Source organism: Pseudomonas orientalis (assembly GCF_001439815.1).
Classification (GTDB): Bacteria; Pseudomonadota; Gammaproteobacteria; order Pseudomonadales; family Pseudomonadaceae; genus Aquipseudomonas; species Aquipseudomonas orientalis.
Map to the genome: position 1 here is coordinate 28,054 of NZ_JYLM01000002.1, position 16,346 is coordinate 44,399.

A 16,346-nucleotide genomic window follows, 5' to 3' on the forward strand; every position below is an offset into this window, starting at 1 on the left:
AACAGCGAGCAGACCACCCGTGTGGTGGATGAGCAGAAGGACCGTTTGCAATCGGCCGCCTCGGCCATGACGCAGATGGAAAGCACGGTCGAGGAGGTGGCTCGGCGCGCGCAGGACACCCGCCAGGCGGTGGACGACACCAGTGACCTCACGCACAAGGTGCAGGCGCGCGTGGCCGAGACCATCGTCAATATCCGTCAGCAGGCCGACCAGGTGAACAAAGCCACGCAGGTGACCGATGAGCTGCAGAAGTACGGGCAGAACATCGAAGGCATCGTGGTGGCCATTCGTACCATTGCCGAACAGACCAACCTGCTGGCCCTGAACGCGGCAATCGAAGCGGCCCGTGCCGGCGAGCAGGGGCGTGGGTTTGCGGTGGTGGCCGATGAAGTGCGGTCGCTGGCCAGCCGTACCCAGACCTCGACCAGCGAAATCCAGGACATGATCGGGCTCATGCAGGAAAAAATTCATTCGGTGGTGCAGGTCATGAACGAAAGCCAGGCGCAGTCCAGCCAATGCGTGTCCCTGGCCTCGGGCGCCGGTGACTTGTTGCTGTCCATGAGCGGCGCGGTCGACAGCATCCGCGACATGAATATCCAGATTGCCGCCGCCACCGTGCAGCAGAGCGCCACGGTGCAGGAAACCAGTCGGATGGTCATCCAGATCAACGATTCGGCCCAGCAGACGGCCGACGGCGCCGAACAGTCCGCCATCAGCAGCCAGGAGCTGTCGAACATGGCCAAAGTGCAGCGTGAGCTGCTCCATCATTTCAGCGTTTGAGCCGCAGGAGTCAGAACATGAAAGCATGGTTGATGCTCGCCCTGGGAGCGACGCTGTTCGTTCCGGGCTTCGCCCAGGCCGCCACCCCTTTGCTGGGTGTAGGCATGGCAAAGTATGACGATAACTTCCAGACCCTGCTGCGCAACGGGGTGCAGCAACAGGCCGGCGTCATGAACGCCAATATCTTTATGGAGAATGGCAAGGACAGCGTCGATTTGCAGATGCGCCAGTTCCGCAACCTGGTCAATTCCAAAGTGGATGCGATCATCATCGCGATGGTCGATGGCAAAAGTGCCGCGCAGATGATGCAGTTGGCTTCTGACGCCAAGATCCCGCTGGTGTTCGTCAACCGCAACCCGAACCCGGAAAAGTGGCCGGCGCAGACCGCGTTTGTCGGCTCCAACGAGCTGGAGTCGGGCACGTTGCAGATGGAAGAGCTGGCGCGCCGTGCCGGTTACAAAGGCAACGTGGTGATTCTGGTGGGCGACCCGGCCAACGCGTCCTCTTTGATGCGCACCGAAGACGTGGAAAAAGTCGTCGCCAAATACCCGGATATGAAAGTCGTACAGAAAAAGGTCGGTAACTGGGAACGTAGCCAGGCCGCCACGATTGTCATTGACTGGGTCAAGCAGGGTGTCGATTTTTCGATCATCGCGGCCAATAACGACGAAATGGCGATCGGCGCGATCATGGGGCTGGAAAAGGCCGGCAAGCAGGCCAAGGATTATTGGGTCGGCGGCATCGACGGTACACCGGACGGGTTGAAACTGATGGCCGAGGGCAAGATGGCGGTCAGCGTGTTCCAGGACGCCGCCGGCCAGGCCGCCGGCGCCGTGGACACCGCGCTGCGCCTGGTGCGCGGTGAGGTGCTGGAGTCTGCGGTGGTATGGGTGCCGTTCAAGCTGATCACGCCCGAGAATCGTCAGACGTTTGAATAGGGGCGATCCCACCTTGGAATGCGATCAACTGTGGGAGGGGGCTTGCCCCCGATAGCGGTGGGTCAGATAAATGAATGTTGACTGACCCAACGTCATCGGGGGCAAGCCCCCTCCCACAGGGTTATTCAGTGTTGGTAGGAAGTGGGTTCAGCGCCTTCCCGCCCGTGTACTCACATCCACCCACACCGCCAGCACCAGGATGCTGCCCTTGACGATCATCTGCCAGTAACTGTCCACGTCCAGCATCGACATGCCGTTATCCAGGCTGGTAATCACCAGTGCTCCGAGCAATGCGCCATACACCGTGCCCGAGCCGCCGCGCATCGAGGTGCCGCCGATAAAGCACGCGGCAATTGCGTCCAGTTCGCCCATGTTCCCCGCTGACGGTGAACCGGCGGCCAGGCGGGCGGTGTTGACCAGGCCGGCCAGCGCGCACATCACGCCCATGATGCCGAAGATCCACAGTTTCACCGCCTGCACGTTGATACCCGACAGCCGCGTCGCCTCCATATTGCTGCCCACCGCATACACCCGGCGGCCGAACACGGTCTGGCTGGTGACGTAGCTGAACACGCCGAGCAGCATCAGCAGCAGCAATACCGGCACCGGGATTCCGTCGTAGCTGTTGAGGGTGGTGACGAACCCGGCCAGCACTGCGCCGATCAGCACCACGCGCACCACGTCACGTACCAGCGAGTGCGCCGCCAGGCCATGCAGGGCGCGGTTGCGCCGTTGTTTCCAGGTGAGGAACAAGGTCAGAGCAAACAGCAGAACACCCAGGCCGATGCCCACGGTGTGCGGCAGATAGCCCTGGCCCACGTACACCAGCGACGGCGACACCGGCGCAATGGTGGTGCCGCCGGTAATCCCCAGCAGGATCCCGCGAAACGCCAGCATCCCGCCAAGGCCGACAATGAACGAAGGGATGCGCAGATACGCCGTCATATAGCCGTTGGCCAGGCCTATCATCAAACCGCACAACGCCACCAGGCTCAGGTTGGCCAGCAGCGGGATGTGATACACCACGTCCAGGATCGCCGCCAGCCCGCCGAGCAAGCCCAGCAATGAACCCACCGACAAGTCGATTTCGCCGCTGATGATCACCAGCACCATGCCGCACGCCAGTATCCCGGTGATGGACATCTGCCGCAGCAGGTTGGACAGGTTGCGCGGCGTGAGGAAGCCACCCTCGGTCTGCCAGCTGAAAAACAGCCAGATGAACGCGACGGCGATCACCAGGGCGAGCATTTTGTAGCGGGTGAAAAGCTGTTTGACCTGATTCATCTACGCGGTCTTCCGATCGTTATTATTGTGGCTGAGCGCAGCGGCGAGTACCTGTTCCTGGGTGAGCCCCTGATTGATGAAGTCGCCACGCAACTGGCCGTCGCCGATCACCAGCACGCGGTTCGACACGCCGAGCACTTCGGCGAGTTCCGACGACACCATGATGATCGCCACGCCTTCGGCCGCCAGCGCGCCCATCAGTTTGTAGATCTCGTACTTGGCGCCCACATCCACCCCGCGCGTGGGCTCATCCAGAATCAGTACCTTGGGCTTGGTCATCAGCATTTTTGCCAGCACGGCCTTTTGCTGGTTGCCACCTGAGAGGCTGGTAATCGGCAGAAACGGGCTGGCGGTTTTCAGGTGCATGCGGGCGATCTGTTGATCGATGCTGCCCAGTTCGGCTTCGGCGTCGATGCGGGTCAGGTGGGCATAGCTGTCGAGCACCGCCAGGGTGATGTTCTGGCCCACGCCCAGGTCGGGAATGATGCCCTGGCGCTTGCGGTCCTCGGGTACCATGCACAGCCCGGCGCGGATCGACTTGAGCGGTGTGCGCGTGTCGATCACCTTGCCTTCCAGCCACACTTCGCAGCTATAGCGCCCGGGGTAGGCGCCGAACAGTGCCGACACCAGCTCCGTGCGCCCGGCGCCGACCAGCCCGGCAATGCCGAGGATTTCGCCACGCCTGAGCACGAAGGAAACATCGTCAACGCGTTTGCGCCTGGGGTTGTCGACGTCGTAGCAGGTGACGTTGCGCGCCTCGAACATCACCTCGCCCACCTCATGGGGTTCGGTGGGGTAGAGGTTGCTCATCTCGCGGCCGACCATCTGGGTGATGATCTGCGCAATGTCCATGTCGGCCATGGCGGTGGTTGCGATGTGCTTGCCGTCACGAATCACGGCGATGGTGTCGCACACGGCCGCCACTTCATCGAGCTTGTGCGAGATGTACACGCAGGCCACACCCTTGGCCTTGAGGTCGCGGATGATGTCGAGCAATACCTCGATTTCCGAGCGGGTCAGGGCCGAGGAGGGCTCGTCCAGGATCAGCAGCCGCGCCTGCTTGTTCAAGGCCTTGGCGATCTCCACCAACTGCTGGTAGCCACCGCCGTACTGCGACACCGGCAGCGCCACATTCATGTCCGGCACCTTGAGTTCACGCATCAACGCCTCGGCGCGGTGCAGCATCGCCGGGTAATTCATACGCCCACCGGGCAGGGTCAGCTCGTGGCCCATGAAGATGTTCTCGGCCACCGACAGGTCGGGCACCAGGGTCAGTTCCTGGTGGATGATGACGATGCCGGCGGCTTCGGTTTCGCTGATCGACTGGGCCCTGAGCGGCTGCCCGTCCCAGAGGATTTCGCCCTCCCAGGTGCCGTACGGGTAGACCGCCGACAGCACCTTCATCAAGGTGGATTTGCCGGCGCCGTTTTCGCCGCACAACCCGACGCACTCGCCGGGCCGTACCTTGATGTCGATGCCGTTGAGGGCGTTGACACCGCCAAAGCTTTTGACGATGCCGTTCATTTGCAGCAGGTAGTCGGACATGGGAAAGGCTCACACAAAAAGGCTGACCCCCACCCCTGTAGGAGCGAGCTTGCTCGTGAAAAACGTCAACGATAATGCGCGCTTCCTGGATAAACGCGGCGCTCTCGGGTTTTTCGCGAGCAAGCTCGCTCCTACAGGGAGCGAGGTTTTATCGAGGCCATCATCATTGCCCGGCGATCTGCTCTTTGGTGTAGAACCCGTCCTTCTCCAGCACGTCGATATTGGCCTTGGTCAGCGGCGTCGGGGTGAGCAGGATGGTGTCGACCTGCTTGCTGCCATTGTCGTACTGCGAGCTGTAGGTGGGTTTTTCATTGCGCGCCAACTGCACCGAGAGTTTGGCCGCCTCGGTGGCGATCAGCTTGAGCGGCTTGTAGACGGTCATGGTCTGGGTGCCGTCGATCACGCGCTTGATCGCCGCGAGGTCCGCGTCCTGGCCGGAAATCGGCACCTTGCCCGCCAGTTTCTGCGCGGCCAGGGCCTGGATCGCACCGCCGGCGGTGGCGTCGTTGGAGGCGACGATGGCGTCGATCTTGTTGTTGTTCCGGGTCAGGGCGTTTTCGACGATGCTCAGGGCTTCGGTGGGGTTCCACTCTTTCACCCATTGCTGGCCGACAATCTTGATGTCGCCCTTGTCGATGGCCGGTTGCAGCACCTTCATCTGGCCTTCGCGCAGCACCTTGGCGTTGTTGTCGGTGGGCGCGCCGCCGAGCAGGAAGTAATTGCCCTTGGGCGCGGCTTGCAGCACGCCGCTGGCCTGCATCTCGCCGACTTTTTCGTTATCGAAGGAGATGTAGGCGTCGATGTCCGCATTGAGGATCAGGCGGTCATAGGAGACCACCTTGATTCCGGCCTTCTTCGCTTCGGCCACCGCGTTGGTGAGCACCGTGGCATTGAACGGCACGATCACGATCACATCGACGCCCCGGGAGATCAGGTTTTCGATCTGGGAGATTTGCTTCTGCTCGTTGGCATCAGCGGACTGCACGAACACCTTGGCATCGAGTTTTTCCGCCGCGGCGACGAAGTAGTCGCGGTCACGGGACCAGCGCTCCAGGCGCAGGTCGTCGATGGAGAAACCGATTTTCGGGTGAGCCGAATCGGCCATCACCGGCAGGGCGAGCAGGGCCAGGGCAGTGGCGAGCAGCGTACGTTTGAATGACTTCATGGTGGTGCGTCCTTTTATTGTTGTTGGAAAAGACACAGCGTGGTGCGGGTTCAACTGTAGAGCGTCATTCGACGCCCGGTGCAAAGATTTGTCGCGCAAATGTCACTGCCCTTGTAGGAGCGAGCTTGCTCGCGAAGAACGTCAACGATAACGCGAGACACCGGGTTAACCGTGTCGTTCTGGCGTTCTTCGCGAGCAAGCTCGCTCCTACAGAGGGGCGTCAGGTGTAGATAAACCGATTCACGATACCTTCCAGCATCTCCTGCCGACCGCTCACGGCCTGCGGGTCCAGTTCGTTGGCAAACGCATGCTCGGCCAGGGATTGCAGGCTGAACTCGCCTGCCAGTACGGCTTTGCCCAGCGGCTGCTGCCAGCCGGCGTAGCGCTGGTCCTTGAACTGTTGCAGCCGGTCGTTCTGCACCATGGCGGCCGCGCGTTCCAGGGCCAGGGCCAACACATCCATCGCCGCGACGTGGCCGTGAAACAGGTCCACATCGTCCAGGCTCTGGCGGCGCACCTTGGAATCGAAATTGTAGCCGCCGTTCCTGAATCCGCCGGCCTTTAGGATTTCATAGGTGGCCAGGGTCATTTCCTCGACGCTGTTGGGGAACTGGTCGGTGTCCCAGCCGTTCTGCGGGTCGCCACGGTTGGCGTCGATGCTGCCGAAGATCCCCAGGGACACGGCGGTGGCAATCTCATGGTGAAAGCTGTGCCCGGCCAGCGTCGCATGGTTGGCCTCGATATTGACCTTGATCTCGTGCTCCAGGCCGTACTCATGGAGGAAGCCGAACACCGTGGCGCTGTCGTAATCGTACTGGTGCTTGGTCGGCTCCTGGGGCTTGGGCTCGATCAGCAGGTCGCCGGTAAAGCCGATCTTGTGCTTGTGCTCCACCACCATGCGCATGAACCGGCCGAGCTGTTCACGTTCGCGCTTGAGGTCGGTGTTGAGCAGGGTTTCATAGCCTTCGCGGCCACCCCACAGCACATAGTTGGAACCCTTGAGCCGCAGCGTGGCGTTCATCGCGCTGAACACCTGGGCAGCGGCGTAGGCGAACACCTCAGGGTCGGGGTTGCTCGCGGCGCCGGCGGCAAAACGCGGGTTGCTGAAGCAATTGGCGGTGCCCCACAGCAGCTTGATGCCGGTCTGTTCCTGATGACGCTCCAGGTGATCGACCATCTGCGCAAAGTGGTTGCGGTACTCCTTGAGCGAACTGCCTTCGGGCGCCACGTCGGTGTCGTGAAAACTGTAGTAGTCGATACCCAGCTTGGAGAAAAACTCAAAGGCCGCCTCCGCCTTGCCGATGGCCAACTCCATCGGATCGCCGCTGCGCTGCCACGGACGCTTGAAGGTGCCCACCCCAAACATATCCGCCCCCGGCCACACAAAGGTGTGCCAGTAACAGGCGGCCATGCGCAGGTGCTCGCGCATGGGCTTGCCGAGGATCAGCTTGTTGGCGTCGTAGTGACGAAAGGCGAGGGGAGCGTCGCTGGCAGGGCCTTCGAAGCGAACCTGCTCGACACCGGGGAAGTACGGCATGGCGTTTTCCTTATTGTTCTTGGCGGTGTCTGGATACTAGCAATGGCACCGGGGCTGCTGATTATGAAAATCACCAAGGGGTGGTGCGATTTTGTGCAGTCGGGTCTAACCTGTCTCAACCGGCCCCAGGACAAAAACAATGAAAACCCTACCGCCCGTGCACCGCATCGCCTTGCTCTTCAACGGCAGCAAAATCTACGACCGTGGCATCATCGCCGGCATCGGCAATTACCTGAGCAGCACCCGCGCGTCCTGGGATTTGTTCCTGGAGGAGGATTTTCTCTGTCGCCTGCGCGGCATCGAGCGTTGGCAGGGCGACGGGATCATTGCCGACTTCGACGACCCGCTGATCGGCGAGGCGTTGGCCGGCAGTCGAATACCGGTGGTGGCGGTGGGCGGGTCGTATGCGGACGTCAGCCTGTACCCCAAGGGCATTCCCTATGTGGCGACCGATAACCATGCCCTGATGAAGCTGGCCTACGAGCACCTGATCGAGGCGGGGTTGACGCGGTTTGCCTGTTTCAGCCTGCCCGAAGCCCAGGCCAATCGCTGGGCCCAGGAGCGTGAGAAGGCGTTTCGCGGGTTGATGCAGCGCGATGGTTTGCAGGTGGAGATCTATCGCGGCCTGGGGACCAGCGCGCCGTTGTGGGACAGCGCGGTAGAGCAGCAGATTGCCTGGCTGCACAGCCTGCCCAAGCCCATCGGCATTATCGCGGTGACCGACGCCCGTGCCCGGCAGCTGTTGCAGGCCTGCCTGACAGCGGGCATTGCGGTGCCGGAAGAGGTGGCGTTGATCGGCATCGACAACGACCCGCTGACCCGCACGCTGACGCGGGTGCCGCTCAGTTCGGTGATCCAGGGCACCGAAACCATGGGCCGCACCGCCGCCGCGCTGCTGCACCAGATGTTGCATGGCAAGCCCTGTGCCGGCACGCAGGTGCTGGTGCCGCCGGACGCGATCAACGTGCAGGCCTCCAGCCTGCATCAACCGTTGGGCAACCCTTATGTGATGCAGGCGCTGCTGTTTATCCGCCAGTACGCCTGCCAGGGCATCAAGACCGCCCAGGTGGCGGCGTATGTCGGGGTGTCGCGTTCATCGTTGGAGTCGCACTTTCGCAAGGTGCGCGGCTGCAGCGTGCATGACGAGATCCTGCGCTTCAAACTTGCCGCCGCCGCCAAGGGCCTGGAAAACCAGGCCCTTGCGATTGCCGATATTGCGCAGACCTGCGGGTTCACCTCGGCGCAATACCTGCACACGGTGTTTCGCCGCGAGTTCGGGTGTACGCCCAGGCAGTACCAGCAGGGCGCGGCCTAGAGCAGGCGCCCAAGGGACGTATGAGCAGCAGGGTTCATGCGGGATTTTCCAGGCACAAAAGCGCGGTGCGGGCGCACCGCGCTGACAAGGGGTTGTTACGGCAGGGCGTAGGCGATCACGTAGTCGCCACGGTCGCTGGACTGGCGCGCACCGCCGGCGGTGACGACGATGTACTGCTTGCCGGTTTTCGGTGATACGTAGGTCATCGGGCCGCCCTGGCTGCCGACCGGCAGGCGGGCTTTCCAGATTTCATCACCGTTGCCGCTGTTGAAGGCGCGCAGGTAGAAGTCCTGGGTGCCGGCGATAAAGATCAGGCCACCTTGGGTCGACAGCGTACCGCCGAGGGTCGGAAGGCCCACCTTGATCGGCAGGTGCATGCGGATGCCCAGAGGGCCGGTGTCTTCGACGGTGCCCACCGGCACTTGCCAGGCGATTTTTTGCGTCTTCATGTCGATGGCGGTCAAGGTGCCGAACGGCGGCGCCTGGCACGGAATGCCGGCCACCGACAGGAAGCGGTTCTTGTTCACCGCATACGGCGTGCCCTTGAGCGGCACGGCGCCCATGCCGGTGTTCAGCGCTTCGCCACCGGAGGCGGCCAGGGCCTTGTTCTGCGACGGCACCATCTGGATCCACAGGCCCAGGCGCATGTCGTTGACGAAGATAAAACCGTGCACCGGGTCGGTGGAAATACTGCCCCAGTTCATGCCGCCCAGGGAACCCGGGAAGCTCAGGGATTTATCGGTGCCCGGCGCGGTGTACAGGCCGTCGTAGCGCATGCCCTTGAAGTCGATGCGGCACAGCAATTGGTCATACGGCGTGGCGCCCCACATGTCCGATTCGGTCAGGGTTTGCGCGCCGATCTGCGGCATGCCCAGGGATTTGGGCTGGGTAGGGGAGTACGGCTCGTTGGGAATGTTCGCGGCTTTGACCGGCACTTCCTGCACGTCGGTCAACGGCTTGCCGGTGGCGCGGTCGAGTACATAGAGCTGCCCGGCCTTGGTGCCGATCACCACGGCGGGCACCGCCTTGGCGCTGCCCGGCGGGGTGAAATCGATCAGGCTGGGCTGCATCGGCAGATCGAAGTCCCACAGGTCATTGTGGACCGTCTGGTACACCCATTTCTCTGCACCGGTGGAGGCGTCCAGCGCCAGTACCGAAGCACCGTATTTATGATTGAGCCGGGTACGCTCCACGCCATAGATGTCGGTGGACGAGCTGCCCATTGGCAGGAAGACCGTGTTCATCAGCGGGTCGTAGGACATCGGCGCCCAGCTGTTCGGGGTGCTGCGCACGTAGGTGCCGCCATCGGCCGGCGCTTGTCTGTCTTCAGGGTTGCCGGGGTCGAAGGCCCAGCGCATCTGGCCGCTGATCACATCGAAACCACGGATCACGCCGCCGGGCATATCGGTTTGCACGTTGTCCGCGACGCGACCGCCCACCACAACGGTGGTACCGGCAATCAGCGGCGCCGAGGACAGTTGGTAGTAACTGTCCGGCACATTCCCCAGGCCGGCCTTCAAATCCACCTGGCCGTGGGTGCCGAAGTCTTCGCAGAATTGGCCGGTGTCGGCATCCACGGCGATCAGGCGCGCATCGATGGTGTTGGTCAGCAGGCGACGCTGGCATTGCGCACCGGCAGGAACGCTGGCGGCAAGGATCGGCGAGCTGCCTTGTTGGGTCGGCTGGGCAATCGGCGCAGTGGCGTCGAAATACGCCATGCCACGGCAACGCTGCCAAACCGCCGATTGGGCGTTGACCTGGTTCTTCCACAGTTCCTTGCCCGTGTCGGCGTCGAGCGCGATGAGGTTGTTGTGCGGGGTGCAGATGAACACTTTGTTGCCGATCTGCAGGGGCGTCAGCTGGTCCTCGGCACCGTTGCCGTCGCTTATCGCCACGTCACCGGTGTGGTAGGTCCAGGCGACCTTGAGCTTGTCGATGTTGTCGCGATTGATCTGGTCCAGCGCGGCGAAGCGGCTGCCGCCTTCGGTGTTGCCGTAGTGCGCCCAGTCTTTCTGGGCATCGGCCGCAGCCACCGGGGTGATGCCGGGGCCGGCTCCGGTCGGCGCGACGCTAGGGTGAGCGACGAACATATTGCCCGCCGCCACCGCCACGCCCAGCGCCAGCACGACGGCGACGCCGTACGCAGCACGCGCCGGTTTGCCGACCAGCAGCGGATACACCAGCGCGACCACGATACCGATCACCGCAAACATGAACAGGCGCGAGAACAGCGGCCAGTACACCAGGCCCACGTCCGCGACGGCCCATACGGCCGTGCCGACCAGGAACGCGGCGAACAGCCAGGCCCCCGCCGGGTTGCGCCGGGCAATCAGCAGCCCGGCAATGACCATGGCCACGCCACCGATCAGGAAGTACCAGGAACCTCCCAGGCTGATCAGTTTGGCGCCGCCGACGGCGAGCGCAAGGCCGAGCAGGGCGATGATCACGCCCAGGCCCAGGAGTAGGATTTTAGAGACGCCAGCGGCGCGCGATGCTCGTTTCATGTCGAAAGGACTCGAGTGAGAGAGGGCAAGGCCTAATGCCAGTCAGTTAAGCGAACGAAATGCTTAAAGCAGCGAAGATCCCCTGTGGGAGGGGGCTTGCCCCCGATGACGTCGGCCCAGCAAACACTGATGTTGGTTGACCCACCGCTATCGGGGGCAAGTCGAATCGTCGCACCGCCCCTCCCACAGGGATCGGCGCTAACTGACTGGCATTAGGGCAAGGCCGTGATTTTAGCAATATAAGTAACTGGTTAGTACATTTTGTCGCAGGGCGATGATTTCAGCGCATCGCGGACAGCCGGCGCGGCATGAAACATTTATTAATAATTAACCCGCTTTTGTGGTTGTACGACGTCGTATCAACTGTGTTCGACTATCAGCGCTCTCACAAAAAAAATAACGGAGACTCTCCCCTATGACCGGTTTTCCTTCCGTCGAAGGCAAGGCTGCGGCGCCTGCGCCCGGCCATGTCGTACGACTTCTAAAGCTGCTCGGCCCCGGCGTTATCGCGGTACTGTCCTGGCTGGGCGCAGGCGATCTGATTACCTCCTCCGTTGCCGGCGCCAACTACGGCTACGCCATGATGTGGGTGCTCGCCGTATCGCTGCTGCTCAGGTACCTGATCGTCAACATCATTGCGCGGTTCCAGCTGTGCAATAACCAGGGCATGACCATCCTTCAGGGCTATGCCCAGTTGAACCCGTTTTTCGCCTGGTTCCTGCTGGTGTATGCGCTGCTGATGGGGCATTTGATGAATGCCTACATGATCAAGGGCGCGGGTGAAGCGCTGGCCATGCTGTTCAAGACCGACTATGCGCTGCTGTGCTCGGTGGCCGTGGTGCTGGCGGTGTGGCTGCTGGTGGGACGCAATATCTATTCGATGATTGAAGGCGTGATGAAGGGCCTGCTGGCGATCATGACCCTGGCGTTCATTGCCTTGGCGGTGATGTCCGGGCCGGACATGGCGGGCATTGTCAGAGGCACGATCGGTTTCAGCATTCCGCCGGATGAGGGCGTGCACGGGGCGTTGCTGGTGGCGGTGTCGGTAATCGGCGCGGTGGCGGGCTCGATCGCCAACTTCGTGCACCCCTATGTGATGCGCCAGAAGGGCTGGATCGGCCCGCAGCACAAGCGTATCCAGCGTAACGACCTGTTGTTTGCGGTGTTTGTCGGCATCGTGATCAACCTGGCGATCTGGATAGTCGGCGCCGAGATCCTGCGGCCCAACGGCATTGAAGTGAAGACCCTGGGCGATCTGGGCAAGGCGCTGGAACTCTTCTTCGGCCCGATCGGCTGGTACATCTTCTTTATCGGTGTGTTCGCCACGCTGTTCGCCAGCATCTCGGGCAAGACCACGGCCTTTCCGATGCTGATCACCGATGCGTTCCAGCACGTGCGCCCCGGACGCCGGGAACGCTACGGCAAAGAGTTCCACCATGACCCGATGCACAAGTGGTTCATGCTGTTCATCCTGGTGACACCCCTGATCTGGTCGCTGCCGGGCATGCCGGACTTCGTCACCCTGACCATCGGCGTCAGCGCGTTGAACATCATTGGCCTGCCGGTGATTTCCCTCGGCTTGCTGATCATGTCCAACCAAAAGTCGCTGCTCGGCAAGGAGTACCGCAATAACCTGTTCGAGAACATTGCGTTGCTCTTCGCCACGGGGCTGGCGTTGTGGGTCGCGTTCCAGTTGGGCGTCGAGCTGTTCAACTGATCACCCGGTCGTGCAGGCGTCGCATCGGCTTGATGCGACGCCTGCGGGCGATCAACGAAACGCCGGCACTACCTGTTCGATAAACAGTGCCAAAGACTTCTTCTTCTCGGCATGGGGCAGGCTGTTGTCGCACCAGAAGCTGAACTCATCCACGCCCAGTTCCTGGTAGTAGCGGATGCGCGGGATGATTTCTTCTGCGGTGCCGATCATCGCGGTTTTGTGCAGGCTTTCCAGTTCGAATTCCGGGCGTGCGGCGAACTTCTCTTCCGGGCTTGGCTCAAGGAAGCCGTTGACCGGCACGCTCTTGTTGCCGAACCAGGCGTCGAAGGTGCGATAGAACTTCGAGATCGCCCTGGCCCCGACTTCCCAGCCTTGCGGGTCATCGGCGGCGTGCACATGGGTGTGACGCAGCACCATCAGTTGCGGGCGCGGCACGCCAGGGTTGTTGTCCAGGGCGGCCTGGAACTTGTTCTTGAGGTCCAGGACTTCTTCGTCGCCCTTCATCAGCGGCGTGACCATTACGTTGCAGCCATTGGCGACTGCGAAATTGTGCGAGTCGGGGTCGCGGGCGGCGATCCACATCGGTGGGCTGGGCTGCTGGATTGGCTTGGGCACGCTGGTGGAGGTGGGGAATTTCCAGATATCGCCGTCGTGGGCGTAGTCGCCTTTCCACAGGGCGCGCACCACCGGCACCATCTCACGCAGGGCCTGGCCGCCGCTGGAGGCTGGCATGCCGCCGGCCATGCGGTCGAATTCGATCTGGTAAGCGCCACGGGCCAGGCCCACTTCCATGCGCCCGTTGCTGATCACGTCGAGCAACGCGCATTCGCCCGCCACCCGCAACGGGTGCCAGAACGGCGCGATGATGGTGCCGGCGCCCAGGTGGATAGTGGTGGTCTTGGCCGCGAGGTAAGCCAGCAGCGGCATCGGGCTTGGCGATATGGTGTATTCCATCGCGTGGTGTTCGCCAATCCACACGGTGCTGAAACCACCGGCTTCGGCCATCAGGGTCAGTTCGGTCAAGTCTTCGAACAACTGACGGTGGCTGACGCTTTCATCCCAGCGTTCCATGTGTACGAACAGCGAAAATTTCATGACGCGTACCTCGGATCTATTGTTGTTTTCCGCAAAAAACGGGTTCAGCGGGGTATCAGGCAGGCACCGGCAGGGTACCCATCTTGCCGTGGCAATACACCAGGGGCCCGTTCGGCTGCGCAGGCACGATCAGGTTCTTGACCGAGCCCACCATGATGGCGTGGTCGCCGCCTTCGTATTCGCGCCACAACTCGCATTCGATGACCGCCGTGGCGTTGGCCAGGATCGGATTGCCCAATGCACTCAGGGTCCACTCGATGCCCTGGGCCTTGTCCTTGCCTTTGCGCGCAAAGGCGTAGGCTTCGCTTTGCTGCCCGCCGGACAGCACATGGATGGCGAAGCGCTTGTTCCTGATCAGCACGGGGTAGGAGTCGGAGCTGTAGTTGGGGCAGAAGAGCACCAGGGCCGGGTCCATGGACAGCGAGCTGAACGCGCTGGCGGTGAGGCCGACGATTTGCCCGTCGTCATCGAGCGTGGTGATTACGGTGACCCCGGACGGAAACGAGCCCATCACTTGTTTGTAGATGGCGGCATCAATCATGGATGGTCCTCTGGTATGAGCGATTTTCTTAAATTTGTAGGTCTGATGGTATACCGTAATACAGGAGTTGCAAGGGCTTTTTTGAGCGGGCGATAAACGTGCCCAGAACCCGCCAAGACCCTCTGCTACGGGGATTTTTACCCTGATAGCGGGCTTTATCGAGTCGCAATTTTCGGATCAGGGACGGGCTGAAACAGCGGATCAGTCTTGTTAAAAGCTTGGAATACCATAATATGGTGTTCATCTGAGGGGCGGCCATGGCGCTCTCCTCGGTTGGCGTCAAACAACTATAAGATCAGACAAACGCGAGTTATTCCTATGCCTCAGATGTCCCGGCAAGACCCCCTGATCGAGCATCACACGGTCGATTACGTCCCCCTCGCAGAGCGCCACGGGAAGGCCCGCGACCTGTTCACGTTGTGGTTCAGCACCAATATCGCGCCGCTGCCCATCGTCACCGGCGCGATGGTGGCCCAGGTGTTTCACCTCAACCTGATGTGGGGGCTGTTGGCGATTGCCCTCGGGCATCTGCTGGGCGGTGTGGTGATTGCCCTTGCCTCGGCCCAGGGCCCGCGCATGGGCATCCCGCAGATGGTGCAGAGCCGCGGTCAGTTCGGGCGCTACGGCGCGCTGCTGATCGTGTTTTTCGCGGCGCTGATCTACATCGGTTTTTTCATTTCCAATATCGTGCTGGCCGGCAAATCCATCGTCGGTATCGTGCCCTCGATGCCGGTGCCGGCGAGCATCCTGATCGGCGCCCTCAGCGCGACGGCCATCGGCGTGATCGGTTACCGCTTTATCCATACCTTGAACCGCATCGGCACCTGGGTGATGGGCAGCGCGTTGCTCGCCGGTTTTGCCTACATCTTTGCCCATGACCTGCCAGCGGACTTCCTCACCCGTGGCGGCTTCAACGCCGCCGGCTGGCTGGCCACAGTGTCGCTGGGGGTGATCTGGCAGATCAGCTTCTCGCCCTACACCAGCGACTATTCGCGCTACCTGCCGGCGGACATCGGCATCACCCGGCCGTTTATCGCCACCTACCTGGGCGCGACGCTGGGCACCATCCTGTCGTTCGCCTTCGGCCTGGTGGCGGCCCTGGCCACACCGGAAGGCACCGAAGCCATGGTCGCGGTCAAACAAGCCACCGGCGCGCTGGGGCCGGTCCTGATGGTGCTGTTTTTGCTCAATATCATCAGCCACAACGCCCTGAACCTGTACGGCGCGGTGCTCTCGATCATCACCTCGATCCAGACCTTCGCCAGCCGCTGGACCCCCAGCATCAAGGTGCGCGTGGTGCTGTCAGGCGTGATCCTCGCCGGCTGCTGCTTGGTGGCGCTGGGTGCGTCGGCGGACTTCATCGCGCAATTCATCGGGCTGATCCTCGCGCTGCTGCTGGTGCTGGTGCCGTGGGCGTCGATCAACCTGATCGATTTCTACCTCATCAAGCGCGGGGTGTATGACATTGCCTCGATTTTCCAGGCGGATGGCGGGGTGTATGGGCGGTTCAACCTGCATGCGATCGTCGCGTATTTCATCGGGATTATCGTGCAACTGCCGTTTGCCAATACGTCGTTGTACGTGGGGCCGTGGGCCAACCTGGTGGAAGGCGCGGATTTGTCGTGGCTGGTGGGGTTGGTGGTGACGTGTCCGTTGTATTACTGCCTGGCGACGCGTGGGCAGGCGCAGAAGGTCAGGGCGGTGAAGCTGGGTTACACCGACTAGACCCAATTGGCTCAAGTGCCCGGCCAGTGCCGTAATGCTGTTCAGTTAAGCGTATATCGCCCTCTGTAGGAGCGAGCTTGCTCGCGAAAAACGTCAACATTAACGCGTGCTTCCTGAATGAACGCGACGCCTGTGCGTTTTTCGCGAGCAAGCTCGCTCCTACAAAAGGCCTTAACTGAACGGCATTACGGCCAGTGCCG

At 61.8% G+C, this 16,346-nt stretch carries 12 protein-coding genes; 5 read left to right on the forward strand and 7 right to left on the reverse strand.

Annotation, left to right across the window (positions count from 1 at the left end):
* Positions 1-24: 24 nt before the first annotated feature.
* On the forward strand, positions 25-780 hold the full coding sequence (locus TU82_RS29475; protein WP_420893013.1) for a methyl-accepting chemotaxis protein: 756 nt from the start codon (positions 25-27) through the stop codon (positions 778-780).
* Between the two features lie 17 nt (positions 781-797).
* The gene (locus TU82_RS04580) at positions 798-1,718 is read left to right on the forward strand and encodes a substrate-binding domain-containing protein (protein WP_057721946.1); all 921 of its coding nucleotides are present in this window, start codon (positions 798-800) and stop codon (positions 1,716-1,718) included.
* A gap of 147 nt (positions 1,719-1,865) precedes the next feature.
* On the opposite strand, the gene TU82_RS04585 is transcribed toward TU82_RS04580, so the two are convergent.
* The 4 genes from TU82_RS04585 to xylA all read right to left on the reverse strand — a co-directional run bounded on the left by TU82_RS04585 (position 1,866) and on the right by xylA (position 7,249).
* Positions 1,866-3,002, reverse strand: a complete 1,137-nt coding sequence (locus TU82_RS04585) for a sugar ABC transporter permease (RefSeq protein ID WP_057721947.1) — start codon at positions 3,000-3,002, stop codon at positions 1,866-1,868.
* Positions 3,003-4,547, reverse strand: coding sequence for a D-xylose ABC transporter ATP-binding protein (gene xylG, locus TU82_RS04590; RefSeq protein ID WP_057721948.1), 1,545 nt, complete (start codon positions 4,545-4,547; stop codon positions 3,003-3,005).
* 163 nt (positions 4,548-4,710) lie between these two features.
* Positions 4,711-5,712, reverse strand: a complete 1,002-nt coding sequence (gene xylF, locus TU82_RS04595; protein ID WP_057721949.1) for a D-xylose ABC transporter substrate-binding protein — start codon at positions 5,710-5,712, stop codon at positions 4,711-4,713.
* A 220-nt stretch (positions 5,713-5,932) separates the two neighbouring features.
* On the reverse strand, positions 5,933-7,249 hold the full coding sequence (gene xylA / locus TU82_RS04600) for a xylose isomerase (RefSeq protein WP_057721950.1): 1,317 nt from the start codon (positions 7,247-7,249) through the stop codon (positions 5,933-5,935).
* Positions 7,250-7,388: 139 nt separating this feature from the next.
* Here xylA and TU82_RS04605 point away from each other — a divergent pair, with 139 nt between their 5' ends.
* Positions 7,389-8,564: a XylR family transcriptional regulator gene (locus TU82_RS04605; RefSeq protein WP_057721951.1), complete on the forward strand. Its 1,176-nt coding sequence runs from the start codon at positions 7,389-7,391 to the stop codon at positions 8,562-8,564.
* 95 nt (positions 8,565-8,659) lie between these two features.
* Here the strand turns inward: TU82_RS04605 and TU82_RS04610 are convergent, their stop codons facing one another.
* Positions 8,660-11,068: a glucose/quinate/shikimate family membrane-bound PQQ-dependent dehydrogenase gene (locus TU82_RS04610; protein ID WP_057721952.1), complete on the reverse strand. Its 2,409-nt coding sequence runs from the start codon at positions 11,066-11,068 to the stop codon at positions 8,660-8,662.
* 415 nt (positions 11,069-11,483) lie between these two features.
* On the opposite strand from TU82_RS04610, the gene TU82_RS04615 reads away from it, so the two are divergent.
* Positions 11,484-12,785 carry an Nramp family divalent metal transporter gene (locus tag TU82_RS04615; protein WP_057721953.1) on the forward strand — a complete coding sequence of 434 codons (1,302 nt, stop codon included), beginning with the start codon at positions 11,484-11,486 and terminating at the stop codon, positions 12,783-12,785.
* Between the two features lie 51 nt (positions 12,786-12,836).
* Here TU82_RS04615 and TU82_RS04620 read toward each other — a convergent pair whose 3' ends face one another.
* Both TU82_RS04620 and TU82_RS04625 read right to left on the reverse strand, forming a co-directional pair.
* Positions 12,837-13,880, reverse strand: coding sequence for an LLM class flavin-dependent oxidoreductase (locus tag TU82_RS04620; RefSeq protein WP_057721954.1), 1,044 nt, complete (start codon positions 13,878-13,880; stop codon positions 12,837-12,839).
* 55 nt (positions 13,881-13,935) lie between these two features.
* Positions 13,936-14,421: a flavin reductase family protein gene (locus TU82_RS04625; RefSeq protein WP_057721955.1), complete on the reverse strand. Its 486-nt coding sequence runs from the start codon at positions 14,419-14,421 to the stop codon at positions 13,936-13,938.
* A 318-nt stretch (positions 14,422-14,739) separates the two neighbouring features.
* Here TU82_RS04625 and TU82_RS04630 point away from each other — a divergent pair, with 318 nt between their 5' ends.
* The gene (locus TU82_RS04630) at positions 14,740-16,146 is read left to right on the forward strand and encodes a purine-cytosine permease family protein (protein WP_057721956.1); all 1,407 of its coding nucleotides are present in this window, start codon (positions 14,740-14,742) and stop codon (positions 16,144-16,146) included.
* Positions 16,147-16,346 lie beyond the last annotated feature (200 nt).

Excerpts from the sequence above, each read along its gene's own strand:
- TU82_RS04605 (WP_057721951.1), top strand. The coding sequence starts at position 7,389 with ATGAAAACCCTACCGCCCGTGCACCGCATCGCCTTGCTCTTCAACGGC.
- TU82_RS04630 (WP_057721956.1), top strand. The coding sequence starts at position 14,740 with ATGCCTCAGATGTCCCGGCAAGACCCCCTGATCGAGCATCACACGGTC.
- xylF (WP_057721949.1), bottom strand. The coding sequence starts at position 5,712 with ATGAAGTCATTCAAACGTACGCTGCTCGCCACTGCCCTGGCCCTGCTC.
- TU82_RS04610 (WP_057721952.1), bottom strand. The coding sequence starts at position 11,068 with ATGAAACGAGCATCGCGCGCCGCTGGCGTCTCTAAAATCCTACTCCTG.
- TU82_RS04580 (WP_057721946.1), top strand. The coding sequence starts at position 798 with ATGAAAGCATGGTTGATGCTCGCCCTGGGAGCGACGCTGTTCGTTCCG.
- TU82_RS04615 (WP_057721953.1), top strand. The coding sequence starts at position 11,484 with ATGACCGGTTTTCCTTCCGTCGAAGGCAAGGCTGCGGCGCCTGCGCCC.
- xylA (WP_057721950.1), bottom strand. The coding sequence starts at position 7,249 with ATGCCGTACTTCCCCGGTGTCGAGCAGGTTCGCTTCGAAGGCCCTGCC.
- xylG (WP_057721948.1), bottom strand. The coding sequence starts at position 4,547 with ATGTCCGACTACCTGCTGCAAATGAACGGCATCGTCAAAAGCTTTGGC.
- TU82_RS04625 (WP_057721955.1), bottom strand. The coding sequence starts at position 14,421 with ATGATTGATGCCGCCATCTACAAACAAGTGATGGGCTCGTTTCCGTCC.
- TU82_RS04585 (WP_057721947.1), bottom strand. The coding sequence starts at position 3,002 with ATGAATCAGGTCAAACAGCTTTTCACCCGCTACAAAATGCTCGCCCTG.
- TU82_RS04620 (WP_057721954.1), bottom strand. The coding sequence starts at position 13,880 with ATGAAATTTTCGCTGTTCGTACACATGGAACGCTGGGATGAAAGCGTC.